Below are 25,348 nucleotides of genomic sequence, written 5' to 3'. Positions count from 1 at the left end.
CAAGTCATGGCTTTGCGCGGAGCGCAACCCGTTTGATGCATCGGCCCAGAGGCAGAGGGGAGCCGGGAGGAGTGTGGCCCGGCTGGCGCGGAGAGAGTGTCGGCGTGCGGGCCGCTCCCCCCTCTCGCGAAGGACATCTCCATGAACATCGTTACGACCACACCGGCCGCCACCCGGACGGCCACTCACCTTACCGCGCCGGCACCCGCCGCCATTGGCACCGCGCACGCGATCCGCCAGGCGGCCACGCGGCTGCTGCCCTTCCTCGAGCAAGGCAAGCCGATCAGCACCAGCACGCTACACGTTTTCATGTCCGAAAGCTTCGGTGGCACCGATGCGCAAGGCTTCTGGGTCTGGAAGGACGCCTATGAGGCGCTCGAAGCCGCCCAGGTGCTGTTTCTCCGCCGCTTCGGACCGGCGATCCTGTCGCGATCGACCACGCCGCAGGCGACGTTGGCGATGATGAAGCGGATCGCCGAACTTCTTCCCACCCATACGCGACGGTCAGGCGAGAGCCAGGCCATGCAGCAGCTCTCCACGCCGCTGCCGCTCGCCTTCGTCACGGCGCAAGCCGCGGCAATGGCGTCTTCAGACCTCGTCCTAGAACCCTCGGCCGGCACCGGCCTGCTCGCCGTCCATGCCGAGACCGCGCGGGCCTCGCTGGCGCTCAACGAGCTCGCCGCAACACGTGCCGATCTGCTCGGCTTGCTGTTTCCACGTGTTCCCCTTTCGCGGCACGACGCCGCCCATATCGACGACCATCTCGATGCCGCCATGGAGCCGTCCGTCGTGCTGATGAATCCACCTTTTTCGGTCGGTGCCTATGTTGACGGCCATGTCGCCGATGCCGCATGGCGGCATCTTTCCTCAGCATTCGCACGCCTACGCTCGGGCGGCCGTTTGGTCGCGATCACGGGCACCGGCCTGTCTCCCGAGAACCCCAAATGGCGGCCAGCCTTCGAACGGTTGCAGCAGCAGGGCACCGTCATCTTGACCGCTGCGATCGACGGCCGTGTCTACGCACGCCACGGCACAATCGCCGAGACCAGCCTGACGGTGATCGACAAGGTGCCAAGCGCCGATCCGTCGCGTTTCGTCGCGTCGCCGGGAAGGGCGCCCGACGTCGACCGCGCGGCCTCAGTTTAAGGGAGGCGATGATGGCCAGCAAAAATTCGGCATCCGAACTGGCGCGCCGCCTAGGCGAACACGCCGAGGCGGTGTGCCGCGAATATCTCTCCAACGGCCATCACTCCGGCAATTACTGGATCGTCGGCGATGTCCGCAACACGCGCGGCCGCTCCATGCATGTGCGGCTCGAGGCCGTTGGCGGCAAGGCAGCCGGGAAGTGGGTCGATGAAGCGAACGGGCAACATGGCGACCTACTCGACGTCATCGAGCAGAGCTGTGGTCTGGTCGACTTCCGCGAGGTCGCGGATGAAGCACGTCGCTTCCTATCCATGCCGCTGCCACCGCCCCTTCCCCCTGGGGCGCAGCGCAAACCCGACGCGGCACGCGGCTCTCCCGAGGCCGCGCGTCGCTTGTTCGCAATATCTCAGCCGATCGCCGGCACGCTCGCCGAGCGCTATCTTGTCGGTCGCGGCATCGTGCTTTCCATAAGTGAGCGCGCCCTGCGCTTCCATCCCGGCTGCTATTACCGGGATCTCGTGACTGGCGAGACGCAGACCCTGCCCGCGCTCATCGCCGCTGTCACCAGCCTTGACGGGCGTATCACCGGCCTGCAGCGTACCTGGCTCGATGCAGGCGGCAACGGCAAGGCGCCTATCGCCGACCCGCGCCGCTCTCTCGGGAATCTTCTTGGCAACGGTGTCTGGCTTGGCCTCCCGTCCGGTGCGCCTGTTCCGGTCATGGCCGCCGGCGAGGGTTTTGAGACGATGGCCTCGCTCCGGACGGTAATGCCGACGCTGCCGGTGGCCGCCGCCACCTCCGCCAATCACCTTGCCGGCCTGATCTTCCCGTTTGGCTGTCGCCGCCTTTACATTGCGGCCGATGGGGACGCGGCCGGCCGGCATGGCATCGAGCGTCTCAGCCAGCGAGCAGGCGAGGCTGGGATCCTCGCTCTGGCATTGCGCCCGCAACTCGGCGATTTCAACGACGATCTACGCCATCTCGGCCCGACCCATCTCGCGGCATGGCTCAGCGATCAGCTTGCCCCGGAGGATGCCCGTCTCTTGCCTCCGTCCGGCTGAACGGGCCGGGCCGGCAGGCGGGCAGGGGCGGCGTCACCGGAAGGCCTGCCGGCATGGCGGCGGTCTGCCGGAGAAGCCGCGCCCGCGGCCTGCCCGAGAGGCGATCCCTGCCACCCCCCGTTCACGGCCGCAACGGCTGCGCCGTCCTCCGCTTCGCTCCGGCCTTCGGTGCGGCCGCGCCTGGGGCGCGGCCGGGTTTCGCTGTCAGGCCGCGAAGGGCGCGGCCACAACCGACGGAGACACGCCATGACCTACGATCTTCCTTTCGACGACGCCTACGAGCCCTACCACGCCTCCTCGCCGACCGATCGCGTCATCCTCGAACTGCAGATGTACGGCCACCGTCCGCATCAAGACGAACCCGATCCTCGGCCACTTCCCGACGACGAGGTGATCCGGGCCGGCCTCGCCGGGATCGTCGAGACCTTTGCCGGCATGCTCGGCGACACCAGGCTCGAACCCGACCTCGACGATCTGCTCTGGTCCTTCGCCAACGTCTTCCACCGCGCCGCCGAGCGCGTCGCCCGCAGCCTCGACCGCAACGAGGATGCCCAGCGATCCAGCCAGAACGAACAGGATGGGTCGGAGGTGAAGTCCGTCGAGCTGGAACGGCTCACGGCCGAAGGCATCACCTATATCGAGCGCCGCAACGTGCTGGAAATCATGCGCGACGAGGCCGCCGACCTCTACGAGGCGGAAACCGGATCGGCATGGCGGCCGCGCACCGGCTCCAAGGTCTCCCATATGGCGATGACAGCGGCGGTGATCGACAGCCGCGACTTCCTCGCCGCGCGCCGCCGCGCCGAGACCGAAGTATTGGTGCCGGCCGGCACCAAGATCGCCTTCGCCGGCGGCCTGGACTGCAACGAGCACGACCGGATCTGGGACGCCCTCGACAAGGCCCGCGAGAAGCACCCCGACATGGTGCTGCTGCACGGCGGCAGCCCGCGCGGCGCCGAGCGCATCGCGGCCTGCTGGGCCGAGAACCGCAAGGTCACGCAGATCGCCTTCAAGCCGGACTGGAACCGGCACGCCAAGGCCGCCCCGTTCCGCCGCAACGACCAGCTCCTGTCGGTCGTGCCCTACGGCCTGATCGTCTTTCCCGGTTCCGGCATCACCGAGAATCTCGCCGACAAGGCCCGCCGCCTCGGCATCCCGGTCTGGCGGTTCGCAGAGGGTGGCGCGTGAGCGCCGCCTTCCTCCATGCCCACGCTCGGCGCCCCTTGCATCACGTCGACGAATTCGACCCCGAGCGGTCGGATCCGTCGCGTGCACCTGTCTGATCGCAGCCCATGCCCGCCTCGAGCGGCCAACGCCTTCTCATGCTGGCGATTCAGGATGTGCGCCTCTGGCTGGCGGACCCGCCGGCTAGATGCTCGATATGACGTTCGCCGGTTCCGATGATGTCTGGCGCGCCGGCCTGCGGCCGGCCGGGCTCTAGTCGCGGCGTCTCGCCGCTCCCCGAGCCGGCTTTGCCATCTCGGCCTTCGGTGACGATCCCTCGCGCAGAGGCAGAGGCAGAGGCAGAGGCAGAGGCAGAGGGAGAGGGAGAGGCAGAGGCAGAGGCAGAGGGAGAGGGAGAGGGAGAGGGCCGGGGGCGCCGAAGAGAAGGAAAAGTCACAATGTCGATGATATTCATAGGCGGATCACGCGAGATATTCGAGCTGCCGGAACCTGCCATCGCTCGCATCGGCGCGATCGTCGCCGCCGAGCACGGCGTTCTGATTGGCGATGCACCCGGAGCCGACGCCGAGGCGCAGGGCCTGCTCGCGGGCTACGGCTACGAACACGTCGGCATCTTTCATGCCGGCAAGGAACCCCGCAACAATCTCGGCGACTGGGCTGCCTACCACGTCCCGTGTCTTGAAGGCGCTCATGGATATTGCGCCCACGCAGCAAAAGACCGGGAAATGACGCGGCGCGCCGACTTCGGGATGATGGTCTGGGATGGCGCATCGCCAGGCACCGCCGTCAACGTGCTTCGGCTCGTCATGGCGAACAAGCCGTGCGTCATTTACGATCTGGCCAGGGGCAGTTTGGCGACCGCGCACAATGTGGAAGACTGGTGCGCCACGCTTCACCATGCTGGCTCGGACATTCGCCGCCAAGCCGAAGCCCGCATGACACCGGACGAGCGTCGGGCGTTGCCAGGATGATATGCACGCGGTCCACCGGCAGTCCCGATCCGATATGGTTGACCCGCCCTGCGCGCCAACTCCGCTGTATGAACGGCCGGGAGCCGTCCCTTTCGAGCCGGCCCACGCGCGCTACGGAGGGGCGCGTGCAGATGATCATCCTGGTCTGTCTCGCATCTGAAGCGGGGGCAAGCCTGCCGAACATCCTGTCTTGCACAGTCATCCAACTTGGCTGCGAGGTATCGCCTACCGAGGGTGCTTGCTGGTCGCTGCGAGCCGCCTCCGATCTCGAAACCCCCTGTGCCGCCATACCGAAGACGCAAGGCGGTTCACGCGCCGTGCTGCTATTCCAGGTGTCGACGATGCAGGCGACATGACCCGAGAGGCTGGCGGGGCAAGCATGTTCCTGCGATCCGGCAGCGTTGCGTGGGCGGCCAAGCGATGGCGGCCTGGGTTCTAGTCCATCTGCCGCATCCGGGGCCATTCCCGTTTCATGTCGCCTTTGTAGACGACCGCCTGCTTTGTGCGGTCAACCCCCGGTGGGGGTACACTCGGCGAATATTCAGGAAAATTCGATTTCTGTTTCTCGGTCGCGGGCAGGCGAAGGGCCTGCCCGCACTTTTTCGGCAAATAGAATTTTCCAGAATTTTCGCCGCGATGACCGCAGCAGGACGGCCCTCTCCTTTGGCGCCATCGGGAATGGTCCCGATGCAACCGAAGGAGAACTACCATGGCCACCACGATCGCAAACCTCACCACCAAGGCCGACGGCTCGATGGAAGGCGTCTTCGCCACACTCCGGGTCAACGCCCCGATCGCCCTCATCCCCAACACCAACAAGTCGCGCGAGGACGCGCCCGACTACCGGATCGTCAACAAGCGCACGGGCTTCGAGATCGGAGCCGGCTGGCACCGCATCTCCCAGCGTTCGGGCGAGGAGTACCTCTCGGTCAAGCTGGAGGCCCCCGAGATCGGCGTGATCTTCGGCAACCTCGCTCCCGCCCCGGGCGGCGACGAGAACAAGAAGGTCATCCTCTGGAACAATCCCCAGTGACAGCCACGAGCGGGCCGGCTTCGAAAGGGGGCCGGCCCCTTCACCTCACCTTTCGGAGCAAGGAGGCTATCGTGAGCCGCTATACCATCACCGTCACTGGATGCGGCCGCTCGGACCCCGAGGCTATCATCGGTTACGACCCACCGCTTCGGACCTACTTCCTGCAGGCGTTCCCCCACGAGGTAACCGATGAGCCCGCACTCTGGCTTGGCACTCACGATCAGGCGTTTGAGATGCTTGAAGATATTTGCCACGCCGCCAAAGCGCACGGCTATGATTTCATGCCGCTGCCGCACGAGGTCGCCTCGAAGCTGGCAGAGGACAAGGCCGTTGCCGCAGCGCGATGGGATCCTCGGCGATCTTCTAAAACGCCTCAATGACCCCGACTAGCGGAACGAAAAAAGGGTCCCTTTTTTTGTACGGTCATAAAGAGCCGCAACAGTCGCTCATCACCTGAGGCGAGAGCGGTATCCAGGCAGCTGCTTATCCCTTCGGCAGCTTGTGCTTATGGGTGTGGATGTAGTCCTGCACCGCCTTGCGCAGCAACTCGGTCATGCTGTGTCCGTTGCTGACTGCCAGCAGCTTGAATTGAAGCTGCTCCGCGGCGGTCAGATAATAGCCACACCGAACCATCTCCTCCTCCCGAATCTTTTTTCCGGCAATCGGGTCCTTCTTCTGGCCCTGCCGCACGAGTTTCCGAAAATCGGGCGCGGCCGTCGAGACTGGCTCTCCCGGTTGCGTCGCAACTGACTTATCCTTTGCCTCCGGTGTATCGGCTTTTGGCGGAATGAACATGCTCGGAAGCAACGGCGGCTGCGTCGAGATCGCCTTCATCATGCGGGCTTTCTTGTCGGCGTCGACTTTGGTGTCGGTTTCGTTGCTCATGCCACGTTCCTCGTAGCTTCAATGAAGGTCTTCAGCACGTCGTCAAAAACCCCTTCGCTCTCGGCAATGGCCTTCGCATCGGGTTCCGCCGGGCTGTAGAGCGTCTGTCCGGTCTGGAGATCGCGATAGGCAACGCGATTGTGCAGTAAGTGTTCGGCGATCGGCGTACCATTAGCCTGGATGATGGCGCGCAGCTCGGTCAATGCGCGCGCCCTGCCATCGATGATGGTTTGTTTCGTCAGCACGAACACCGCCGGCAGTGGCCGGCCACGACTTTCGACAGCCAGCGGAATATAATGGTCGGTGATCTGGATGGCGGCAGTCACGTCATCCAGCGCGAAATAGACCGGCACCACGACGATGTCGGCCGCGAACAGTCCGGCCATGAGATTGTCGTTGGTCGTACCTTCAGTGTCGATCAGAACGAGGGAGCGCTCGCCGTTGTGGCGAGCCGCCGCTTCGAGAATGTCTTGCGGGGTTATCGCGCTGACCAGCTGGAGGCTGTCGGGGCGATTGCCGGCGTCATCCAGCATCTGGAACCACCTGCTCATGTTTTGACGGCGATCGCCATCAACCAAGGTGACCGAATAGCCTCGGTGCAGCGCGACGGATGCGAGCGCACGCACCATGGTGGACTTGCCAGTGCCTCCCTTGGGGATCGCGGCGGATATGATCATGAAGGCCGTCCTTGATGATTTGTTGCTATGTTAACACGGAAACAAGGTGTCAATCCATCATCGACACATCGTATCATGTGAAGATCGAGACACCGCGACAAAGTTCGAAGGCGACATATCCGTTTGTCAACCGACCAGTGCGTCGATGAAGGCCTTCGGGTGCATAGTCACTAGTCACCGCGGCAGGTCGGCGAAGATCGAACTGCCGTTTCTTATTGGCAGGATAGCTTATTTTGTGATACACACAAAATAAGCGGCGCGACCCTGTCGGGCCTTAGCGCCCGCAATCGGGCTGAGCGATGGACCAAGACGCCCAGAAGGCACCGGTGAAGAGCGCATCGCGTCGCTACGGCGAGGTGACACACATCCGCTTTTCGGCCGATGAAGTGGCCAGCGTGAAAGCTACCGCGCAGCTTGACGGCGTGACCGTCAGCGAGGTCGTGCGCCGACTGGTGCGCGCCAACGCCGGTGAACTGCCCGTCGCGACGGAAGCGCTGCGACCGGCGATCTTGGACATGACCGATCAGCTGCGCCGCGTCGGCATCAACTTCAATCAGGTCGTGCGCGCCATGAATGACGGCCGCATTCCTTACGACGAGGATATTGAAATGGCGCTGATGGCGGTGGGCGATCTCGTGCGGCAATTCCGAGAGGAGCTGAAGGTAATGGCGACCGGTTCTCGCAAGACGAAGGGAGCCAAGCCGTGAGCCGCCGTCTTGCCGGTTACGCAGCCGAAGTCGAGCGATATCTACGGGGCGCTTCCGACATGCGGCGTGAGGACTTGGATGGAGAAAACTTCAGAGGGGGCGGCCGAAGAGAAGCCGGCGAATTCCAGACGAAGCACATCAATGGACGCACTGGCAGCATCGGACGCGGGCCAGCCGACTCGACGGCGGGCGGTGGCGGAAGCGCTTCTCTTTCCACCCCGACGGGGATGACGGCGATGGTTGGGCGAACCCCATCCGGCTGGGCTCAGAGGTCTGGCGCGCCCGGACAATCGTCCAAGGCCACCAGCGCGCCAATCATGGTCTACGCCGCCACTCTCGCCGGGTTCCTGCCGGTAGAGGAGGAGGAAGACTGGAAGCGCCGCGGCGGTGGCGGCCGGGGCGCCGGCCAGCAGATTGGGACCGGCGCGGCGGCGCGGGCAGACTACCAGGCGCGGGCGGTGGCGGCACGAGCCGGCTCCGCAGCGGGCGCGCAGTCTGCCGTATTCAAGGTCATGCCCAATCCGCCATCGACCATGGAAGCCGCCGCGCGGCTGCTCAATTATCTCGGTACGCGTGAGAACGAAAAGGGCGAGAAGCACAACATTGAGGTTTTCGATGAGGATGGCCAGGTTCTGGCAACGCGCGCCGCACGAAAAGCGTTTCTGGAGACCTTTTGCGAGACGTTCGAGCCGCCGCTTGAAAACACCAATTTTATTGAGGTGCGTTTTGACCTGGCGGACGATGTCTCTGATGCTGTCCTGAGCGACGCGCTGAACAAGGCCTTTGGTTCGAAGCCGTTCATTTATGCCCAGGACGGTCAAACGGTGCAGGTCTACGCGCATACCGAAGAGCGGGCAGGGCCGCTTGCCAAGTTGCTTGCCGATGGTCGGGAAAACTCGCGCAGTAAGGCGCTCGACAGAATAGAGGCGAGGTTGTGCGAGGCCATGGGCGCTGCCGGCGTGGTGGCCAAGGCCGAGGTCACGGCTGCTGTCGGCCAGGAACGCAAGGCGCAATATTTCCTGCAAAAGTTCCTTCGCACGCACAAGGATGTGCGCCATGCGAATGGCGAGACCGTCCGCGGAGCGAAAAATCCCCCCAAGGCGGCGGCGTCGGTCTATGAACAATGGCGCCCCCAGCTTTCCGGGCGGGAGCGGCGCAACGCCTATCATCTGCTATTTTCGGCCAAGGCCGGCACCGACGCGAACGCCGTCATGGCGGCAGCGCGCGCCGTGCTCGAGGACCGGGCCGCCGGATACAAGTTCGTCCTGGCGCATCACAAGGACACGAAGCATGTCCATATCCATGCTATGGTCCAGGCTCGGTCCGCTGATGGAGAGCGACTGAAATTCTACAAGCCGGATCTTATGGCGTGGCGTGAGGCGTTCGCGGAGAAGGCGCGTGAGAACGGCATTGCTATGGTCGCGACGCGGCGCATGGATCATGCGATGACGCGGCCGTTCACGAAGGAGCATGCCGGTGCTTTCAGCCGTGCGCAACGTGATCCGCGCTATCAGGTCAGCGCGAAGACAATCGAGCGCGTGGAAGCCAAGCGGCAGCGCCTGATTGATCGGCAGGCGCTTGTCGTAAATGGCGATGCGATCGCCGCCGCATGGCGGAAGACTGCCACTACGATGCGCGCGGCTGGTGTGGTGGGCCAAGCGCTCACGGCAGCCGAGTCGATCAGAAGCAACCTTCTTCAGTTTCGTCGTGACCAGGCAGGGGAGGGGCAGCAGACCGGTTCTGCCACGGATCGCGAAGCCGACCAACGGGGGCAGGTGCCTTTCCTGTCCCACCCCGGTGTGAGAGAATTGAATGCACTGATAGGAGATTTGGACATGGCGCAGACCCCCCTGGAAATGCGGCGTCAGATGACCCGCGTCAATCAGGCGCTCGACAACATGCGCGAGACGCTGCCCCTGGCACATCAAGCGCAGTTCGAACAATATCGCGAAGAGGTCAACGACAAGATGCACGACCGGCTGGCTCGGCTGCAGTTCGAACGCCAGCAGCAGCGTCGCGGCGGTAGTGGTGGTGAGCCGATCCCCGAGCGCGAGGCGCGCGGGCGCGATCTTCCAGCCCGCGACGATTCCCGCCAGCCGGAGACGCCACGCGCCGGCGCGGGGCAAACCCCAGCGCAAGCCAAGGAGAAAGACGCCAACAAGCAAAAGGCCCGTCAGGCGGAGGAACAGGATCGCAAGACGCAGCGCTCAAACGACAACGACTACGAGCGTTGAGCTGGCGTCACGGCCGTTGGTTCTCAACAGCGGGAGCGCAGGCAGCAAATTGTTGCTCAGGCCTGCTCAAGTCGATTTCGTTGCCGCGAATAATGTTGAGGTTTATCGATGCGCCACATCCGACGCAGCATGATCAGGTTAAGGACAGGCTCGCTTTCAGGTCGGCGAGCGTGACCATCAGCGTCATTGGATCGAGCGGTGAGGGCTCGAAGCCTGTTCGCATGTAAAACGCTTTTGCCTCCTCCGAGAGTGCATGCACGATCATCCCACGAATTCCGATGGTGTCGGCGGCCTGGATGACGCGCAGGCCGGCATCTCTCACCAAGGCGCGGCCGAAGCCACTGCCCTGCCGGGATTGATCCACGGCAAGGCGTCCGAGGATGACTACCGGAATCGGATCGGGCATATTGCGGCGAAAGCGGCCAGGCGCGGCGTCGACAGTGATCGCGCTCGACGCCAAGGCATAATACGCCAGCCCGCGACGACCATCGCATGCAACAAATGTGCGGGACGCCCCTGTCGTCTGATTTTTCAGGGCGCGGTGCTTTAGCCAGTGATCCAGGCTTTCCACGCCCGACATGAACGATTGAATATCGTGATGCGCCGTCAACGGTTCCGGCGCAGCGACACTCATGCTTTCTCCCAAGGAGCCGAAGTCCGCATCGTCTCGCGCAAGCGCTCGTTGGGTTCGGGCGGCATGTCCAGTCGGGCCAGGAATGCGGCATAGGCTTCCGGGTTCGCTGCAATGACGGCCTGGTCAAGAAGCGCTTCTTCGGCCGCCATGCGCGCGGCTTCGAGGACGAAATCCGTTCGGTTTTTCCCCCGCGCCTTGGCGGCACGGTCGATCAGGCTCCGTTCTTCGGGCTTGATGCGGATATTCAGGGTTTCGCGTTTATTTTGCGGGGTGCTCAATGTGGCCATGGCTGGGATCTCCTATGGCTTCATCTAACACGAAATTGCGTAATGTCAATGTCATTACAGCAGCTCATCCGTCAACCACATCATTCAAGGTATCCTCGACGACGCCAAGATTGAGGTCGAACGTTTCAGCGTCGAATGCGTGGGCGCGGAAGGCTCTTGCCTTGTTCAGGATGGCGGCAACCGCCGCTTCCTTCTCCGGCGCTATTGTTGTTATTGCCGCACGGGCCGCAAGAGCTGAGAAATCGATGACCTCAGGATTTGCCGAGGCTGGAACAGTTGCCGCTTCCGACCGGCCATTGGCAGTCCCACGCCGGCGAGGCGGTGGTGGAGCCGCGCGCCCGACCTTGGCGGCAAATGTGGCGCCACGCCGTATGCGAGACTGAGCCAGGCCTGAGCGATAGCTGGGCGGCGTCGGCACGATGGGCGGTGTGGTAGGGGATGGGATCGAAGTTGACGGCACAGTAGGATTGGTTTTCTTTGAGCCGTCCGGAAATCCTGGCAGCGGCATGAAGGCGCGTTTGGCGAGCTGGCCATCGGCGAAATAGAAATTGCGCGTACCGAGGATCGGCAACTCGCCGCGCGGCAGGATGATGACCTTGTTCTTGTCGAGCATGCGGATTTCATCTGGGCGCATGAGTGGTCGGCGCACGTTCTTACGGTGGACCGAGCGCGTGTAATAGGTGTCGAATAGGGTCGCTTTGGTGCGCGTTACATCTTCCTGCGCTTCCGACGTTTCGCCCACTTGCTCGGATACATAACGAAGATCGTCGGTATCCTGGGCGCCGAAAAAAATCTGAACGCGCGCGGCGTTGATGAGCGTCACGCGTCCTTCCTCGCGGTAGATCTGGTCTATCGCCTTGAGCGATTGGACAAAGAACCACATTGAAACGCCGTTGCCGCCGAGAACGCTCGCCATCTCGGTGATGTTCTCGAGCTTGCCGAGGTTCTGGAATTCATCCAGCAGCACGAGCACCTGATGCTCGTCCGGGCGCGGCAGGCTTTCCGACATGAAATTCATCATCTGTGTGATGAGGACGTTGAATAGCGGGCCGAGCGACGCGATCTGTTCGCGCCGTACGTCCAGGTAGAGAGATACGCGATCCCGCTTGAGTCGGCGAATATCGAATGTGCTTCGCGACGTCGCCCGCATAAGCCTCTCATTGAGGAACGGGGCCATACCGGTGCGCACGCCGGCATAGATGCCGGAAAACTGCCGCTCGGACATCTCGAAATAGGGCAGCAGCGTTTGCAGCGTGAAGTGCGAGCATTCGCGCCGGCGTTCCTCGCGCAGCGAGCCGACAAATTCCAGGAGCGGCTGTTCGGCGCCGTTCATGATATCGAGGATGGTGGCGAAGGTTTTTTTCTCGTTCGGGATCGCCGGCGATTCCATGACGAAGGATGCTATGCCGGCGAACAGGAGGCGGGCGTCGTTGACCCAATAAGGATCTGCATTCGAGGGTGGACGCGGAAACAGCGCCGCGGCGATGTTGCGAAGATCGATGTCGCGCTGCCCCGAATCCAGCGAAATGAAATCCATCGGATTGTAGCACGCCGTGTTGCCTTCCGGGTCCGCCGGCGCGAAACGGACGACCTTGCTCATGGTCGAACGATAACCCGCGGTCGCCTCATAAGTCTCGCCACGCAGATCGAGCACGACGAGCGACTGCGGCCAGGTCAACGCGTTGGGGATGATGAGGGAAGCGCCTTTGCCGGAGCGCGGTGGCCCGATGACGAAGCCGCCGACATCGTCACCATCGACCCACAGTTTCTTGCCGCCGATCAGCTTGCGCTGCGTCACGCGGATCTTGCCGGAACGTCGATCACGGCCGGGCGACAGAACTTCGGCAAGCCTGCCGCCGGCCCGGCCGATGAAGATGCCGCCAGCTTTCGTCAGGCCGGCTTTCGAGACGTCGCTCATGGTCATGAAACGAGAATCATTTCGCTTCTTCGGCCGCATGAGGAATGCGCTGACCAGCGGCAGCATAAAGCCGAAGACGCTTGCCGCGAGAGCGTATTGCACCTTGCCGAAATCGCGTGCTTCCAGGTCGGCCCAGGCGAGGCGAAAGACCGGAAGAGGACTAGCGTTCAGCTGATCGAAGAGAAAATGCGAGCCGGTCCGGTGCCAATCCGCTGCGGCATAGGCGACCGTGAACAGCAAGGCGCCCAAGGCTACCGCCATGAGTGCCATAAAAATTGCTGTTGCGATTTTCTGCATGGATCGCCTCGCTAGATTGTCTCCGCCTTGGTGAACTTGATCTCGCTGATGCCGCGCCGTCCGCCTTCGGTGCGGACCATCTGGACGACCACCGGTATGACCTCGCGCAGGTAGTCGAGGATCTCGCTGCGTGAGAGCCCCGAACTGCCCTGCATGACCATCAGCGCCAGCCGCTCATAGGCGGACCGGGCGGAATTTGCGTGAACGGTCGTCAGCGAACCGGGATGCCCGGTATTGATGGCCTGGAGGAAAGCAAAAGTTTCGGCGCCACGCAGCTCGCCCAATAGGAGACGGTCGGGTCGCATGCGAAGGGAGGCCTCGAGAAGCTGTTGCGCGGAGACTTTGGCAAGGCCCTGGTCGCCTTTCGAAGCTATCAAGGTGACGTTGTTGGGAGCCGGCAGCCTCAGTTCGCGAGTGTCTTCGATCGTGATGATCCGTTCATGGGGCGGGATTTCCTTCAAGAGCGCATTCAAAAACGTCGTCTTGCCGGTCGACGTGCCGCCTGAAACGACAATCGAGACGCGGTTGCGCACTGCATATTGCAGGAAGTCGATCGGCGACGTGTCGTGCAACATCTCGACAAGTCGCTTTTCTTCGCCGGATAGCGCCAGGCCGCTGCCCATGGCCGTGTTGTCGAATGCGCCGAGATCCTTGTAGGCATCAAGGCTCATATCCCGGATGACCTGTTTGCGGATCGAAATCGCCCCGCCTTCGGGGGCCGCGGGCGGCAAGATGCATTGGATGCGTTCACCCGAGGGTAGAGTAGCCGACAGGACCGGCTTTTCTTCGTTGATGACCTGGTTTGTGGCCGAGGCGACGCCAGTCGAGATGTTGCGAATCCAGCCGTGCGTGATCTCGCGCCTGACGACGTGCTCCATTTCCTTCGCGCCGAGGCGCTCGATGAACAATTCACCCGGCCTGTTGATCGCAATCTCGGAAACCGAATCTTCGTTCAAATAGGGCCATATCGGTTCCAGATGAGCGCGCAGGACCGGGGCTCTCGCCCAAAGATCGGGGAGGGGATGCGCGGCATTCATTTAGCCGGGCTTCCATTGCCGGGATAGAAATGATCCTTCGGGGTCCAGTAGAGAGGCGTCGGATCGATCGGCGTCTTCGGCCGCCCACCTGCCTTCAGGCGTGCCACTTCTTCCTGGACGGGGTCGGCGTACAGATCCGAGAAATCGAGATCTCGACGCACCAGCACAACAACCGATGTGCCCTGGTCGACGTAAACTGTCGGGCCGATGTTTTGCGTGTCGCGAAACGCCTCTTGCGCGAGTTGCTGCAGGGCAGTCGACGATTTATCGAAGGCGATACTGCGCGCATCGCGCTGCGAGCCGTAGCCACCGTTGGTTACGGTCGTGGCCTGACCAGTCACCGGATCGATCGTCGTCACCTGGCGCTGTTGTCCACTCTGGCTGTTATCGGAAAGCGAGGACAGATATTCAGAGACACCGCCAACGACGGAAAGCATGATGGCGTTGCCGTAACGCTCAAGCCAGTGCGTATCGACACGGCCGCCCATGCCACCGCGCCCAAGCGCATCCGCACCAGGCGACTTGATATCGACAGAAATGCCATCCGAGCGAATGACCCTGTTCCAGACGATGAAAACTCGCTTTTGACCGCGCGCAAGCCCTGAACGGTATTCCCCCGTCAGGCGCGAGCCCTTCGGAATGAGAACCCGCCTGCCGTCGAGCGAAAGGACGTTCTCCCGCACGACAGCGCGCACGGCTCCCGGAAGGTCTGTGTTGATCGCCGTTTCCAAATAGCCGCGAATGATTGTTCCCTCAGGAATCAACGCGTCGGTGCGTCGGAAAACTCTGGCTTTGGCAGCGCCGGAAGAACTCGCCTCGGACTGCGCCAGGAATGCCTTGTTGGGATCGCTGTCAGCGCCAGGAACCGGGATGATCTGTCCGTCTGGCGCGATTTCGACCTGTGCCGCCGGGGCGCCGGCATCTGTCGAACCGGTTTCGCCATTCGTCACCATCTGGTTCGACCGCAGGCGTTCCCACACCGCTTTTTCACGCTCGGCGGCCTCAGCCTTGCGGCGAGCCTCTTCCTCAGTCGAGGCCTTGCGGCGTGCTTCTTCCTCCTCGGCCTTGCGGCGAGCCTGCTCGGCCGCCATTTGCGCCTCCAGCGCGCGCCGCTGCGCATCAAGGTCGGTGCCCTCCTGCACGGTCTGATCGACATTGTCAGCCTGTTGCGTGCTGCTCAGGTCGTCGGCCGGTGGCGGCACCACGATCTGGTCGATCGTGCCGTCGGCAGGTTGAGGCGGCTCGATCAACGCCGGCGGGTGGAACTCAGGCGGGTTGAAATTTTCCTCGCCATCGCCGCGAAGATCGCGCGATATCGGCTCCCGAGGCCAGTTCAGCCATATCAGCGCGGCTACGAGCACCAGGCCTAAGCCGATCAGAGCGATCTTGGTTCCCACACCCGCACCACGGCGCGCGACCGTCGGGCTGCCGTCCAGTTGCTTATAGTCGATCTGGGTCATCACCGCCCTCCGCTGGATCCGAACAGGGTGGAGCCGCGTGTTAGTTTCGTTGGACCGTAGACCTGCTCGACCGGATCGATGGCGTCCGGTCGTGCCCTGTTATAGAGGCAGAGCGTCTTGGCATCGGCTCGCAAAGTGAATTGCCGCGCAACCTTGTCGATGACGGTGTATTTGCCCTGAGTACGAACGTTGACCAACGACTCATGGCGCTTGTCGTCGACGACGAAAATGGCCGGAATGTCCCCCGTGAACTCCAAAAACACCTTCGAGCCGTCATCAAATACGGTGCGCGGCTTCAGGCTGTCGTCGCCCTTGTAGGCATAGTCGTAGTTGAGGTCGGCATAGTTCAGGTTTTTCAGATCCGGATCGGCGGCGCTCTCTTTGGCCTGTGAAAGCAGGCGCGCGTTTACATCCTCGTCCGGATATTTGAACCGAACCTGGAAGGATGCCCGGTCATGATCATTGTCAGTCGCCTGCAGCAGCAGGGAATAGACGCGCCGGTTTGTGACGACGTTGACGTTGGTCCACGCATCGCGCTCCAGGGGCTTGACGAACAGAAATCGCGATCCTCGTTTGGGGATGATCGACCAGCCTTTCGTGTCGCCGGCGGAGACGGTTTCGATGACTTCGTTTGGACTGAGCTCGACCATCGTGGAAATACCAAGAGCCGCGCGCACCGACGTCACGTCGTCGTTGTTGAAGGTGACGTATCGGATGCGGCCGTCGCGCGCGGCCGCGCCGTGAATCGTGCCGAGCAGAAGGGCGGCCGACAGCGCGAGGCCCGCGCGACGTCTCATTGCAGGCTCCCCGCGGCCGGGGCCGTTTCCTGGTCGCGGCGGTAATCCGTAACCTGAAATCCCAACGGGTTGTCGAAGCGCCATTCGTTCTTGAGCGGCGTTGAGGTGTAGCGGAATTTTATCACCGCCACCCAATTGTCGGTCACGGAAGAATTGTCCCGCCGCGTCGTCGTGGCAAAGCGCACCGAGGCCGTGTTGCGGTTAAGCAGGGAGACCGACTTGATCTCTACCGAGATGGTGACATTGCGGCCATAGATCTTGTCCAGCGATTGCGGATTCGCAGGGGTGTAAAGCCATGTCAGATCCTTGGACGCCGCGTCGGTCGAGTAGAGCTGCGCCAGGTCGTAATTCTGTTTCAGCTCACGAGAATCGTAGGTTTCGCGGGCGCGAATGTAGCGGACCAGATTTGCGGCTGTCACAGCCTCATTCTGGGACAAATCCCCCGGCTTGAGCGCGCGCACGATCTCGAGGTAGCCCGTCGATTTGTCGACCTCGACAACATATGGTTCGAACTGCCGGAGCGGCAGGATCAGCACGAGCGCCAGCAGCGACAGCACCGCAACCAGTCCGGAAATGCCGCTGACGATCCAGGCAAATGTACGGGATCGACGCATTGACCTGTGCGTGTCGTCCTCCCAGGTCGCGCCCGCCCTGTAATACCGCTTGTCGACGAGTTCGCTGCTGCGGTCAGCAGCTGTTTCCACTGGCATTGCCACGTTACCATTGCCTCGTTTGCGCGACGCATCCTGACACCAGCGCCGCGATCGGTGATCGTTGTTTTCTCGCCTAGGCCAGAGGTCTGGAGTTATCGCGTGCCCCTTGCTGGATGGCGGACCGAGCAGCGTCGTCCGCCCTTGCTGCTCGCGAAGATCGGAAGCTGTTTCCCACGAACTGCCGGGCGCCCCGAGCGGCGCGGCTGGCGGCCCATCGCGCACCGGAGTAGCGCACGGTGTTCCTGCCGAAGTTTCTATAAGGATTGTATGCTCCCACGGTGCTGAGATAGCCGCCGCCATTCAGGATCGAAGCAATCGAAGGTATCTGCATGAGAACGTAGATCCCGATGATCGTCACCAGCACCAGCGGCAGCACCAGCGACATTTTGCTGTCCATGGTCGCTCCGCCGGTCGTGGCGGTGTTCAGCGCCGCATTGACGAGCGAGAAGTAGAAACCGAGAAAGCCATAGATCAGGACTTGCTGGATCATCAGAAAGGTGGTGAGCGACAGGAAGCCTTCGCTCATGCGCGAGGACCATCGGTAAAGCCAAAGAATGATCCATATCGGCGCCAAGGCCAGAGTGATGAACAACATCACTTTGGCGGCGATGATCGCGGCAATGGCAAGCGCTGCGAAGATGATGGCCGACAGCAGGACGAGCAACGACAAGAGCGCGCCAAAAATGTCATAGAAGGATCCGCTGTACACCTGATTGGCGACGTCCTGCGCCCCTTGGTAGAGGTTGTCGATCAGCGCTGGAATTGCCGCTTGGTCGTTAAGCTGATTGCCGGTGGCCCGCGACACGGCGCCGACGATCACCTTACCGACCTCGTCGGGAATGCTTTGCACGAGCTGATAGATCGTGGCGGAAAATGTGCTCCATCCGGTCAGCAGCAGATAGATGATGACGGCGCGTCCGAGGCGATAGGCCGCTTCGATTGGCGAAATCGACTCTCGCCCGCTCAGGATCGAATAGCCCCACCACGCGATATAGAGGGTGAGCATGAGGGTGAAGACGTTGCCCATCGCATTGCCCAACTGCATATAGACGGTGCGAACGAAGTCCTCTCCGATGTTGTCAATGCCACCGAGGATGCTTGCGGCCAGACCGTTCATGGATCCTCGTCAATGATGCTGGCGAACGGCGTTGAATTGATCGGCTTCAGCGCGCCGCATTTGTCGGCGTGGGCATACGCCAAAGGCCCGCACGGCGCTTTCACTTCGCGATTTGCGCACCCGAAAAGCCCTGCGCCGAGCCCAATTACAACGCTTATGCGCAGCATCCACCTCGACAAGTGCTAACCCCCACTCTTGCCAAATTCCGCGAACGGATTGACGTTGCGCGGTGTCATCATCTTCTGCACCTGGCTCTGGCGAAGAAGATCTCCTTTCAGCTTCTCATTCAGGGCCGCGACCGCACCGTTCTGGACGCCGATCAGTTCGTTGACGGCGCGCGCGTTTTCAAGCTGCATTCGTGTGTTCTGGTCCACCGAACCCTTGACGTCCTGCGACTGCCCGATCTGCCCACTTGCGGACTGCAGTGACTGTTGGCGCTGGGTGACGCCCTGCGAGGCCTGCGAGGTCAACGCGCTTAGCAGCGAGGCCACGTTGACGCTGCCGCCGTAGGCTTTGTTGACGGCGCTCGTCTCTTTGCCGGCAATCTGCTGGAGCTGCTTCACCAGCTGGAGCCCGTTGATGACGGCACCGGCGATTTTCTGGATTTCGGGCGACAGGCCACCAAACGAAAGTGCGCCGCCGTTCAGGATCGATCCGAATGATGGAGCCTGGGCAATCGACATATTGCCGCCGAGACCCATTTGTCCGATTCCCAGGGAACCGTCACGACTGCCGCTGAGAGCCTGCAGGATTTCCTCGCTCTTTTTCAGAATATCCTTGTTGGAGTCCATGATGGAGTTGGTGTTCTCCGCATTCTTGCGGGCTACATCGAGATTGGCGCCATCGATGACGGCAATCTGTGCAAGGGCAGTGCTTGCCCAAAGCGCGATGCTGGCCGCAATCGCGAATTTCTTCATGTCAGCCTCCTATTGCTGTAGAGAATTGATGACACTGGCAGCACCAGCAGGGTCGGTGGTGATGATCATCGAGCGGCTGTCGGATGAGCTCGACCGCGCGTTCTCAACTGCGCATGGTAACCACCGGCCGCGATCGATCTTAAACCGTTCCAGTTCCGCGGGATTACAAGAGAACGGGTTTGGAGAACCGCTCTTCGGCCGCTGCACCAGCTTGGCCGACTGCGATGCCTGAACGTTCTGCATCGAAAGAATTTGAGCCAGCAACGCCGTGAAGTCCCCCGACTGAGCCAGGTACTGGTTGGTGACATCGGCGTTGATCCCACGAGCGGACGAGTTCAGCTCCCAGGCGTCCTTGTATTCGGTCACCTGGCCAACAGTGCCCGTCAGCGCGTCGATTGCCGCATCGTTGGCGCCAAGCTGCGATGAGCTTGCATCAAGGCCGCCAGCCGCCTTCCTCACCGTGCCCATGGCCGTGTCCTGGGCCGCGCCGCCCGCGCCGTCGGCCGTTACGATCGAGAATGGTGGCGGCGCGGCGGCCGGCGCCTTGCCGCTCGACACATAGTCGTTGAAGTAGCTGTTCCAACGGCCGACGCCGCCTGCCCACTCACTTTGCTCGGCTGCGTTCGATCCGTTGTAGAAGGAAGCGAGACAGCTGTAATTCGTCGCCCCGCATTGCTTCACGCCCATACCGAGATACTTGACGCCGCCTTCGACATTCTGCTCGTTCACGTCGCGGTCCAGTCCCATGGAATTGCCGGTGCCCTTGGTCAGCTGCATGACGCCTTTGACGCCGGTGTGGCTCCCGGCGCATGTGTCGAAGCGCGATTCCTGATAGGCGACGGAAAGCGCCAGGCCTTCCGGCACGCCGTACTTTTGCGCATAGTAGCGGATCATCTTCACGTTGCCGGCGTCGCGCTGCAACGCGTCGGCCGGTGACCGGCGAAACATCTGTGAGCGGTATTTGTTGGAATAGGTGCAGACGACGCTTTTCTTCTTGTCGGTTTCGTCCCTCTTGGCCTCATCCGACTTGTTGCTGTGCTGCTCGTCCTCTTGCCGCTTGTCGAGGTTCGGCCCGTCGATGACCGCGATTTGAGCGACAGCCACGGTCATGCTTCCTGACGTCGCGAGAGCCACGGCCAGGCAAGCGTTGCTAAGCCGCTTCGTCATGCTCGTTCTCCCATCCGCAGAAGTACGGCAGCCATGCCTCCGGCTCGTCGCCGAAGGTTTCCCGGAGCCGTGCGCATTCCTTGCTGTTGGCTTCGTTCGAGGACAAGACCTTGATGAGATCGGGCATCGCCGACAAATCGAGCTTCGCTACGATCGAGTCGCTGTCGTGCTTGACGAGGAAGGTGCGTGTTTCCTTCGCGGTCCGGCGCACGAACTCGAATTCCTTCGCCGTCAGCGAGAATCGCTCGATGTAGGAGTCCTTGCTGGCCTTCGGGTTGGGAAAGAAAATGTTGGTCTTCGTTTGCTCGATCAGCGACGACGAGATGGAGGAATTGACGACGTCTTCCGCTGTCTGCGTCCCAAAGCCGACCACGCCATTCCGGCGACGAATGGTTTTCAGCTTTTCGTTGATGAAGGCGGCGAAAACCTCGTCGTCCAGCAGCTTCCAGCCCTCATCGAGGAAGAGCATGATCGGCGAGCCGTCGATGACGTCTTCGAGACGATGGAAGATGTAGAGCAAGGCCGCCGAGCGCAGCTTTCGGTCGCCCAGGATCTTGGTCATGTCGAAGCCGACGACGGGTTTCGAGAAATCGACCAGATCGACAGGATTGTTGAAAAGCCAGCCCTTGTCCTTCGGGTCGAGCCAGGGTTGTATCCGCGCCGCCAGATCGTTCATGCCTGGCATCAGCGAACCCCGCAGCACTTCGGGCAGCAGGTCGAAGGTCCGCTGTTCGCGCGGGATCTTGTAGATCATGTCGACGGCGGCGTTGATGACGCGCATCTCCGCCACGTCCAGCGCACCGCCTTCCGGCGTCAGAATGTAGATAAGCAGATCTTCCAGGAACGAACGGTTTTCTGCCGTGTCATCAAGCTGCAATGGCGCGAACCCGGTCGGCTGGGAAGGCTCCATCACCTCGTAGCGACCGCCGAGCGCCCGAACGAAAATTTCAGCGCCGCGCATGTAGTCGAAATAGACACATCGCGGCCGCGGCATGATGCGCATGGCCTGCGCCATCAGGAACGACAGCACCACGGTCTTTCCCGAGCCGGTCGGGCCGAACACCGTGAAGTGCCCGACATCGTGAACGTGGAAATTGAAATAGTAGGCGGTCTGGCTGGTCGTTTCGAGCAAAGCGATAGGGCGTTTCCAATGCAGTCTCTCGCGTTGGCCGGACGGGAAATTGTGTCCGGAGAAAAGGCCGGCGAAGTTAAGCGACGAGATCAACGCACGTCGCGCGATGTAGCTGAAATTTCCCGGCAATTGCCCCCAGAAGGCCAGTTCCGTGTTCAGTGTCTCGCGAACCGGCACGATCGACATGCGCGAAAGCTCAGCCGTGATGTCGGATAGCGCACGGTTGAGCCCGGTCATGTCCGGTGCCAAGGCCATGACGCTCATGTGATGTTGGCCGAAGACGACTTCGCCGCCGGCCAGCTTGTCGGCGCCGTCGTGGACGGACTCCTCGACCGTCGTCCCCGCCTCGTCGGAACCCTCAACCTGGTTAGCGATGGTGTTGATCCTGCGCATGGCCGTTACACGGTCCTCGATCGCGAAACTCTGCGTCAGGACAAACTCGTGTGGCAGGCGCAAGAGACCGTCCAATGAGCCCGGAGCGGTGAACGGTGGGTATTCCTTGATCGACACCATGGCGCCGAGCTTGCCTGCGTCCGGCCCGCGAAGTTCCAGCGCGGATTTGCCGAAAAACAGCTGTCGTGTCGCCAGCACATCGCCAAGGCTCATGCGCGGCAAAGGCATTTCCACGTCGACGCCGCCGGCAAGGATCTTCGCCAAGAATTCCGAGGGCTCGGAAAAGAAGCTGTCGCGGCGCTTCACGACACCGAGAAGACGCGCACCATAAGCCGTGAAATCCTTGACGACGCCGTCGAGAACGTCATGCAGTTCGGCGGCGGCCTCTTCGCGGGTTTCTTCGCCCGCGGTACTGATGCGGAACGCGTTCAGCGCCTTGTCCACCCAGCCAACGCGGCCGACCATCGGTCGCCGTATGACCGTCAGATACGCCTCGTTGACGAACAGGTTTTTCGCCCCAAGCTCATCCATGTAGCGGGCGTCGAGCTCGGCCACGAAAGCATTGTCAAAGTCGCCTTCGATCTCCGGCGTGACGTGGCGACGGATGATTGTCGTGTAGACGGCAAAGCGAGAGGTCGAGAGATTGCGGAACGTCGTGTTGCGGTTGAACATGCGGCTGTTCAGCTCGGCCTGGTCCATCGTCTGGAAGGGCAGGCCACTGAGCTGGATGACGCCGACAAGAAAGCCGCTCTTCGTGACGACCAAATTGTCATCGACATGGCGAAGGTAGGGGATGTGCATCGCCGCGGGCTTTTCACGCCGGCGCTCACGGCCAAATTTCAAGTCGGCATTGAGGCTCATGGCGAATAGCTCCTCGCGCCCCAAAAACTGAGGTTAGCCACCGCCCCGCGTTTGGAGACGCGCCGTTCGAAAATATGAAACATGTAGGGGTCCCGCTGGCACAGATATGCGCTGACCAGATGCACCACGCCGAAAACGCCAAGGCCGAGCATGAAGCTGCTCGTGGCGATAAAGCCGATCACCGCAAGGATGCCGTTCAGTGCAAAAACTTCATATCGCACCCCCCACTTCATCGGCGGGCGTGTTAGTGGCAGGCTGACCGGCTCGACATAGACTTCTTCGTCGTCCATGCGTCAGCTACCTCCCGCAGTCGCGCGAACCGCATCCACCAACTGGGCGGCGCCGAAGATCAGTGCGATGCCGATGATGATGGAGAAAGCCATCATCCACGCCAGCCGGCCCGTCATAGCGAGGAAGCCGAGAAAACAGACCGCGATGATGGCGAATGAGCGCGCTATGCTGCCCTGCAGAACGCCGACGAACCACTGCAGCACGTTTTCGACTGGGGCCGCCGACTGTGCATATGCAGTGGCCGGCGCGAGGGCCATTCCGACCGCCGACGCCAAGGCCAGTTTCAGAGCAAATTTGCCAGCTTTCCTACAGTTCACCCTTCTCATCCTTTTTACTTGCCGAAATCCATGACATGACCATCCTGCCAAGCGTCCTCGCTTGCTGGCGGAACGGCCGCGAGCATTTCGGATTTGGTCAGGGCGGATTTCTTCACGACACCGCCGAACTTCCAGCGGTTCAGTATTTTCGCGATGTATTCTGCCGTCTCCGGATTTACCGGAATGCCCCGCGCCTTGTAGACGTTGTTGGGCCCTGCGTTGTAAGCCGCTAGCATCAGCAGCGGGTCCTGGAACTCGTCATAGAGTGACTTCAGATAGCGGATACCAGCCCGGACATTTGCCTCGGTATCGCAACGGTCGCTCACGCCGAGATCGGCCGCCGTGCCCAGCATCAGCTGCATGATCCCCAGGGCTCCGGCCTTCGAGGGACCCTGACTGCCGCCGAGATCGCTTTCGGCCCATGCAATCGCCTCGGCCAGATCGGCGTCGAACCCTTCCTCTTGCGCGATTGAACGCACAAGTTGGGAGACCTGAGCACGATTTACGGTCTTACACGCTCCCGGCGCTGGCGCCCCGACTGCCGCAAGGGCTTGCGCCGGCGTTGCAAAGGCGACTGCTACGCGATCTGATGCCAGGTCCCGGCCGTGCGCTGCCATCGGCATTGTCGCGCCAAAGAGGGTGAGCAGGAGAGCGAATAGAGTGTTCATACTGTCGCCAAAATTTAACACTTTACTATGGCTACACGCAGCCCTAGTAAAGTGTCAACAACTTATGCACCGCAAGGACGGATTTCGATGAAACAGACGGCCCTTTGCACGGTTTTGCTGCTCCAAGGCGCCGTGGCTTATGCTGCCGGCACCGATGCCCCGGGCGCCTTCACGCAGCCGTCGGAACACTACCTGCTGCAGTTTGCGAAGCCGGGCGAGAAGCTGTTCGTCTATGAGCGCTACGATGCAAAAGGCGCGCTCATTCGGCGCGACGCGGCGACCCTCATCGCGCCGGTTAAGGTGCCATCGGCGACCGAGCGCATCATCAACGGCGTGGCGTATCGACTGCGTGGCCTTGCGGCCTGCCCAAAACCCATAATTACCTACAAGACGCAGCAGTGGGATTGCACGAAGGCCACGCAGGACTATGAAGAGGCAATCTACAACGAACGTGCATCTGTCGTGCTTTGCAAAACGCTTGTATTGCAAAGCACGATGGGCGAACCCGACGCCGTGTCGTGTTTCTCTCTCGTGGGTGCGGGCAACGCCAACGACCCGTATAGCGTCGCCTACGACGATGACGAGATGGTGTTTTTCGGCATGGCCGCAATCGGACGCAACAAGGATGGCAAGTCGCTGCGCCCTGATCTGGAGCATTCCGCCGAGCTCGGTGGACAGTTCCAGGAATGAAACAGGCGAGCTTTGCAGTCCTGGCGGCATTTACTGTGTGCGCCTCGGCACAGGCGCAGGATGCCACCGATTCTCCGGTACCAACGCCCTTTGCGGTATCGAAATCGGCTCAACTGCTGACCGGAGATACCTGGCGTGACGGAGATCACCTTTTCCGCCTCTATGGCGTCCAGGCATGTCTTCGAGGCACGTCAGCCGAAGAGCCGAATGGGAACAAAATCGATTGCGGGAATACCTCGCTGGCGCACCTTGCTGCGCTGTTTGATAGCGCCGCGGTCACATGCCAGCCAATCGGCTACGCCCTCGACAGGGCAGTGTTTGTCGTGTGCGGCGCGCAGCTGAATGGCGAAACAATCGACGTTGGCACCGCGCTCATAGCGACCGGATATGCGTTTGCCGCAACGACAGCAAATGGCAAAGCCGTCAATGAGAACTACCTGGTCGCGGAAATCACCGCTAAGATGAAACGCATAGGTCTGTGGGACACAACGTTTCAGCATCCTGTGCAACTGCTGCTGCACCAAGGGTCGGGGAGACAACAATGAAACACGACGATGAAGCGGACAGATATTACTATCCCGTGGAAGGACGGGGTGACGGCGCTATTGGCGGAGCCGCTGCGTTCATGGCGATCATCTTGGTGCCGGCCGGAATCTATGCGGCCTGGAATACCGTGGCTTCATGGATTTCAGCGCTCTTCTCCTAGGGCCCGGACCCATAAAGGTGTTGGCATCGCTTGTGGTTTGTGATTCA

General features: G+C 61.7%; 28 protein-coding genes. 12 read left to right on the top strand and 16 right to left on the bottom strand.

Translation table 11 applies throughout. The features are described 5' to 3' along the window. The first annotated feature begins 141 nt into the window (after positions 1-141). The 7 genes from GA829_RS33790 (at position 142) to GA829_RS33760 (ending at position 5,776) form a co-directional block, all read left to right on the top strand. Positions 142-1,146 (top strand): hypothetical protein, encoded by a 1,005-nt coding sequence (locus GA829_RS33790; protein WP_374940444.1) that lies wholly within the window; start codon positions 142-144, stop codon positions 1,144-1,146. Positions 1,147-1,157: 11 nt separating this feature from the next. Then, positions 1,158-2,207, top strand: a complete 1,050-nt coding sequence (locus tag GA829_RS33785) for a DUF7146 domain-containing protein (RefSeq protein WP_195180144.1) — start codon at positions 1,158-1,160, stop codon at positions 2,205-2,207. Between the two features lie 246 nt (positions 2,208-2,453). Next, on the top strand, positions 2,454-3,395 hold the full coding sequence (locus GA829_RS33780) for a DUF2493 domain-containing protein (RefSeq protein WP_195180143.1): 942 nt from the start codon (positions 2,454-2,456) through the stop codon (positions 3,393-3,395). A gap of 434 nt (positions 3,396-3,829) precedes the next feature. Next, positions 3,830-4,363: a hypothetical protein gene (locus GA829_RS33775; RefSeq protein WP_195180142.1), complete on the top strand. Its 534-nt coding sequence runs from the start codon at positions 3,830-3,832 to the stop codon at positions 4,361-4,363. A gap of 125 nt (positions 4,364-4,488) precedes the next feature. Next, complete coding sequence (locus GA829_RS33770; protein ID WP_195180141.1) at positions 4,489-4,719, top strand: hypothetical protein; 231 nt, start codon at positions 4,489-4,491, stop codon at positions 4,717-4,719. A 353-nt stretch (positions 4,720-5,072) separates the two neighbouring features. After that, complete coding sequence (locus GA829_RS33765) at positions 5,073-5,396, top strand: DUF736 domain-containing protein (RefSeq protein WP_195180140.1); 324 nt, start codon at positions 5,073-5,075, stop codon at positions 5,394-5,396. Between the two features lie 71 nt (positions 5,397-5,467). Next, a complete protein-coding gene (locus tag GA829_RS33760) occupies positions 5,468-5,776 on the top strand; it encodes a hypothetical protein (RefSeq protein ID WP_258052418.1) in 309 nt (102 codons plus the stop codon). Between the two features lie 103 nt (positions 5,777-5,879). Here GA829_RS33760 and GA829_RS33755 read toward each other — a convergent pair whose 3' ends face one another. Both GA829_RS33755 and GA829_RS33750 read right to left on the bottom strand, forming a co-directional pair. Next, positions 5,880-6,281 (bottom strand): hypothetical protein, encoded by a 402-nt coding sequence (locus GA829_RS33755; RefSeq protein ID WP_195180139.1) that lies wholly within the window; start codon positions 6,279-6,281, stop codon positions 5,880-5,882. Beyond that, positions 6,278-6,958: a ParA family protein gene (locus GA829_RS33750; protein ID WP_195180138.1), complete on the bottom strand. Its 681-nt coding sequence runs from the start codon at positions 6,956-6,958 to the stop codon at positions 6,278-6,280. Before GA829_RS33750 ends, GA829_RS33755 begins: the two co-directional genes overlap by 4 nt. 299 nt (positions 6,959-7,257) lie before the next feature. Between GA829_RS33750 and GA829_RS33745 the strand changes: the two genes are divergently transcribed. Continuing rightward, positions 7,258-7,665 carry a MobC domain-containing protein gene (locus tag GA829_RS33745; protein ID WP_195180137.1) on the top strand — a complete coding sequence of 136 codons (408 nt, stop codon included), beginning with the start codon at positions 7,258-7,260 and terminating at the stop codon, positions 7,663-7,665. A 317-nt stretch (positions 7,666-7,982) separates the two neighbouring features. Next, complete coding sequence (locus GA829_RS33740) at positions 7,983-9,899, top strand: relaxase/mobilization nuclease domain-containing protein (RefSeq protein ID WP_195180136.1); 1,917 nt, start codon at positions 7,983-7,985, stop codon at positions 9,897-9,899. A 133-nt stretch (positions 9,900-10,032) separates the two neighbouring features. Here GA829_RS33740 and GA829_RS33735 read toward each other — a convergent pair whose 3' ends face one another. From GA829_RS33735 to GA829_RS33670, 14 genes are all read right to left on the bottom strand, one after another. After that, the gene (locus tag GA829_RS33735) at positions 10,033-10,533 is read right to left on the bottom strand and encodes a GNAT family N-acetyltransferase (protein WP_195180135.1); all 501 of its coding nucleotides are present in this window, start codon (positions 10,531-10,533) and stop codon (positions 10,033-10,035) included. Continuing rightward, the gene (locus GA829_RS33730; protein ID WP_195180134.1) at positions 10,530-10,820 is read right to left on the bottom strand and encodes a type II toxin-antitoxin system TacA family antitoxin; all 291 of its coding nucleotides are present in this window, start codon (positions 10,818-10,820) and stop codon (positions 10,530-10,532) included. The genes GA829_RS33735 and GA829_RS33730 overlap by 4 nt, the downstream gene beginning before the upstream one ends. A gap of 64 nt (positions 10,821-10,884) precedes the next feature. Beyond that, on the bottom strand, positions 10,885-13,008 hold the full coding sequence (locus tag GA829_RS33725; RefSeq protein ID WP_195180133.1) for a type IV secretory system conjugative DNA transfer family protein: 2,124 nt from the start codon (positions 13,006-13,008) through the stop codon (positions 10,885-10,887). Positions 13,009-13,046: 38 nt separating this feature from the next. Beyond that, positions 13,047-14,072: a P-type DNA transfer ATPase VirB11 gene (virB11, locus tag GA829_RS33720; RefSeq protein WP_195180132.1), complete on the bottom strand. Its 1,026-nt coding sequence runs from the start codon at positions 14,070-14,072 to the stop codon at positions 13,047-13,049. Next, complete coding sequence (gene virB10 / locus GA829_RS33715; protein ID WP_195180131.1) at positions 14,069-15,532, bottom strand: type IV secretion system protein VirB10; 1,464 nt, start codon at positions 15,530-15,532, stop codon at positions 14,069-14,071. The genes virB11 and virB10 overlap by 4 nt, the downstream gene beginning before the upstream one ends. Then, positions 15,532-16,413 (bottom strand): TrbG/VirB9 family P-type conjugative transfer protein, encoded by an 882-nt coding sequence (locus tag GA829_RS33710; RefSeq protein ID WP_195180130.1) that lies wholly within the window; start codon positions 16,411-16,413, stop codon positions 15,532-15,534. Before GA829_RS33710 ends, virB10 begins: the two co-directional genes overlap by 1 nt. Next, entirely contained in the window at positions 16,326-17,039 is a 714-nt protein-coding gene (locus GA829_RS33705) for a VirB8 family type IV secretion system protein (RefSeq protein ID WP_195180129.1), read from the bottom strand. Before GA829_RS33705 ends, GA829_RS33710 begins: the two co-directional genes overlap by 88 nt. Positions 17,040-17,115: 76 nt before the next feature. Beyond that, the gene (locus tag GA829_RS33700; protein WP_195180128.1) at positions 17,116-18,159 is read right to left on the bottom strand and encodes a TrbL/VirB6 family protein; all 1,044 of its coding nucleotides are present in this window, start codon (positions 18,157-18,159) and stop codon (positions 17,116-17,118) included. A 182-nt stretch (positions 18,160-18,341) separates the two neighbouring features. Then, on the bottom strand, positions 18,342-19,076 hold the full coding sequence (locus GA829_RS33695; protein ID WP_195180127.1) for a type IV secretion system protein: 735 nt from the start codon (positions 19,074-19,076) through the stop codon (positions 18,342-18,344). A 9-nt stretch (positions 19,077-19,085) separates the two neighbouring features. Further along, positions 19,086-20,243, bottom strand: a complete 1,158-nt coding sequence (locus GA829_RS33690) for a transglycosylase SLT domain-containing protein (protein WP_195180126.1) — start codon at positions 20,241-20,243, stop codon at positions 19,086-19,088. Next, positions 20,227-22,629, bottom strand: a complete 2,403-nt coding sequence (locus GA829_RS33685) for a VirB4 family type IV secretion/conjugal transfer ATPase (RefSeq protein ID WP_195180125.1) — start codon at positions 22,627-22,629, stop codon at positions 20,227-20,229. The genes GA829_RS33690 and GA829_RS33685 overlap by 17 nt, the downstream gene beginning before the upstream one ends. Then, on the bottom strand, positions 22,626-22,919 hold the full coding sequence (locus GA829_RS33680; protein WP_195180124.1) for a VirB3 family type IV secretion system protein: 294 nt from the start codon (positions 22,917-22,919) through the stop codon (positions 22,626-22,628). The genes GA829_RS33685 and GA829_RS33680 overlap by 4 nt, the downstream gene beginning before the upstream one ends. 3 nt (positions 22,920-22,922) lie before the next feature. Further along, the gene (locus GA829_RS33675; RefSeq protein ID WP_258052416.1) at positions 22,923-23,246 is read right to left on the bottom strand and encodes a TrbC/VirB2 family type IV secretion system protein; all 324 of its coding nucleotides are present in this window, start codon (positions 23,244-23,246) and stop codon (positions 22,923-22,925) included. A 5-nt stretch (positions 23,247-23,251) separates the two neighbouring features. Next, positions 23,252-23,854: a lytic transglycosylase domain-containing protein gene (locus tag GA829_RS33670; protein ID WP_195180122.1), complete on the bottom strand. Its 603-nt coding sequence runs from the start codon at positions 23,852-23,854 to the stop codon at positions 23,252-23,254. Between the two features lie 138 nt (positions 23,855-23,992). Here GA829_RS33670 and GA829_RS33665 point away from each other — a divergent pair, with 138 nt between their 5' ends. The 3 genes from GA829_RS33665 to GA829_RS33655 are packed head-to-tail and all read left to right on the top strand — an operon-like array spanning position 23,993 to position 25,301. After that, positions 23,993-24,595 carry a hypothetical protein gene (locus GA829_RS33665; RefSeq protein WP_195180121.1) on the top strand — a complete coding sequence of 201 codons (603 nt, stop codon included), beginning with the start codon at positions 23,993-23,995 and terminating at the stop codon, positions 24,593-24,595. Beyond that, positions 24,592-25,140 (top strand): thermonuclease family protein, encoded by a 549-nt coding sequence (locus GA829_RS33660; protein WP_195180120.1) that lies wholly within the window; start codon positions 24,592-24,594, stop codon positions 25,138-25,140. Before GA829_RS33665 ends, GA829_RS33660 begins: the two co-directional genes overlap by 4 nt. Beyond that, positions 25,137-25,301 carry a hypothetical protein gene (locus GA829_RS33655; RefSeq protein ID WP_195180119.1) on the top strand — a complete coding sequence of 55 codons (165 nt, stop codon included), beginning with the start codon at positions 25,137-25,139 and terminating at the stop codon, positions 25,299-25,301. Before GA829_RS33660 ends, GA829_RS33655 begins: the two co-directional genes overlap by 4 nt. Positions 25,302-25,348 lie beyond the last annotated feature (47 nt).

Origin of the sequence: Mesorhizobium sp. INR15, from assembly GCF_015500075.1 — a bacterium.
Lineage (GTDB): Bacteria > Pseudomonadota > Alphaproteobacteria > Rhizobiales > Rhizobiaceae > Mesorhizobium.
The sequence above is the reverse complement of the archived record's forward strand: the minus strand, read 5'-3'. Positions and strand labels throughout refer to the sequence as shown.

Excerpts from the sequence above, each read along its gene's own strand:
- GA829_RS33765 (WP_195180140.1), top strand. The coding sequence starts at position 5,073 with ATGGCCACCACGATCGCAAACCTCACCACCAAGGCCGACGGCTCGATG.
- GA829_RS33675 (WP_258052416.1), bottom strand. The coding sequence starts at position 23,246 with ATGAGAAGGGTGAACTGTAGGAAAGCTGGCAAATTTGCTCTGAAACTG.
- GA829_RS33700 (WP_195180128.1), bottom strand. The coding sequence starts at position 18,159 with ATGAACGGTCTGGCCGCAAGCATCCTCGGTGGCATTGACAACATCGGA.
- GA829_RS33740 (WP_195180136.1), top strand. The coding sequence starts at position 7,983 with ATGGTCTACGCCGCCACTCTCGCCGGGTTCCTGCCGGTAGAGGAGGAG.
- GA829_RS33735 (WP_195180135.1), bottom strand. The coding sequence starts at position 10,533 with ATGAGTGTCGCTGCGCCGGAACCGTTGACGGCGCATCACGATATTCAA.
- virB11 (WP_195180132.1), bottom strand. The coding sequence starts at position 14,072 with ATGAATGCCGCGCATCCCCTCCCCGATCTTTGGGCGAGAGCCCCGGTC.
- GA829_RS33730 (WP_195180134.1), bottom strand. The coding sequence starts at position 10,820 with ATGGCCACATTGAGCACCCCGCAAAATAAACGCGAAACCCTGAATATC.
- virB10 (WP_195180131.1), bottom strand. The coding sequence starts at position 15,532 with ATGACCCAGATCGACTATAAGCAACTGGACGGCAGCCCGACGGTCGCG.
- GA829_RS33775 (WP_195180142.1), top strand. The coding sequence starts at position 3,830 with ATGTCGATGATATTCATAGGCGGATCACGCGAGATATTCGAGCTGCCG.
- GA829_RS33785 (WP_195180144.1), top strand. The coding sequence starts at position 1,158 with ATGGCCAGCAAAAATTCGGCATCCGAACTGGCGCGCCGCCTAGGCGAA.
- GA829_RS33755 (WP_195180139.1), bottom strand. The coding sequence starts at position 6,281 with ATGAGCAACGAAACCGACACCAAAGTCGACGCCGACAAGAAAGCCCGC.
- GA829_RS33705 (WP_195180129.1), bottom strand. The coding sequence starts at position 17,039 with ATGCCAGTGGAAACAGCTGCTGACCGCAGCAGCGAACTCGTCGACAAG.
- GA829_RS33670 (WP_195180122.1), bottom strand. The coding sequence starts at position 23,854 with ATGGCAGCGCACGGCCGGGACCTGGCATCAGATCGCGTAGCAGTCGCC.
- GA829_RS33745 (WP_195180137.1), top strand. The coding sequence starts at position 7,258 with ATGGACCAAGACGCCCAGAAGGCACCGGTGAAGAGCGCATCGCGTCGC.
- GA829_RS33710 (WP_195180130.1), bottom strand. The coding sequence starts at position 16,413 with ATGGCGCTTCGACAACCCGTTGGGATTTCAGGTTACGGATTACCGCCG.
- GA829_RS33725 (WP_195180133.1), bottom strand. The coding sequence starts at position 13,008 with ATGGCACTCATGGCGGTAGCCTTGGGCGCCTTGCTGTTCACGGTCGCC.
- GA829_RS33790 (WP_374940444.1), top strand. The coding sequence starts at position 142 with ATGAACATCGTTACGACCACACCGGCCGCCACCCGGACGGCCACTCAC.
- GA829_RS33780 (WP_195180143.1), top strand. The coding sequence starts at position 2,454 with ATGACCTACGATCTTCCTTTCGACGACGCCTACGAGCCCTACCACGCC.
- GA829_RS33680 (WP_195180124.1), bottom strand. The coding sequence starts at position 22,919 with ATGGACGACGAAGAAGTCTATGTCGAGCCGGTCAGCCTGCCACTAACA.
- GA829_RS33665 (WP_195180121.1), top strand. The coding sequence starts at position 23,993 with ATGAAACAGACGGCCCTTTGCACGGTTTTGCTGCTCCAAGGCGCCGTG.
- GA829_RS33655 (WP_195180119.1), top strand. The coding sequence starts at position 25,137 with ATGAAACACGACGATGAAGCGGACAGATATTACTATCCCGTGGAAGGA.
- GA829_RS33660 (WP_195180120.1), top strand. The coding sequence starts at position 24,592 with ATGAAACAGGCGAGCTTTGCAGTCCTGGCGGCATTTACTGTGTGCGCC.
- GA829_RS33750 (WP_195180138.1), bottom strand. The coding sequence starts at position 6,958 with ATGATCATATCCGCCGCGATCCCCAAGGGAGGCACTGGCAAGTCCACC.
- GA829_RS33695 (WP_195180127.1), bottom strand. The coding sequence starts at position 19,076 with ATGAAGAAATTCGCGATTGCGGCCAGCATCGCGCTTTGGGCAAGCACT.
- GA829_RS33690 (WP_195180126.1), bottom strand. The coding sequence starts at position 20,243 with ATGACGAAGCGGCTTAGCAACGCTTGCCTGGCCGTGGCTCTCGCGACG.
- GA829_RS33685 (WP_195180125.1), bottom strand. The coding sequence starts at position 22,629 with ATGAGCCTCAATGCCGACTTGAAATTTGGCCGTGAGCGCCGGCGTGAA.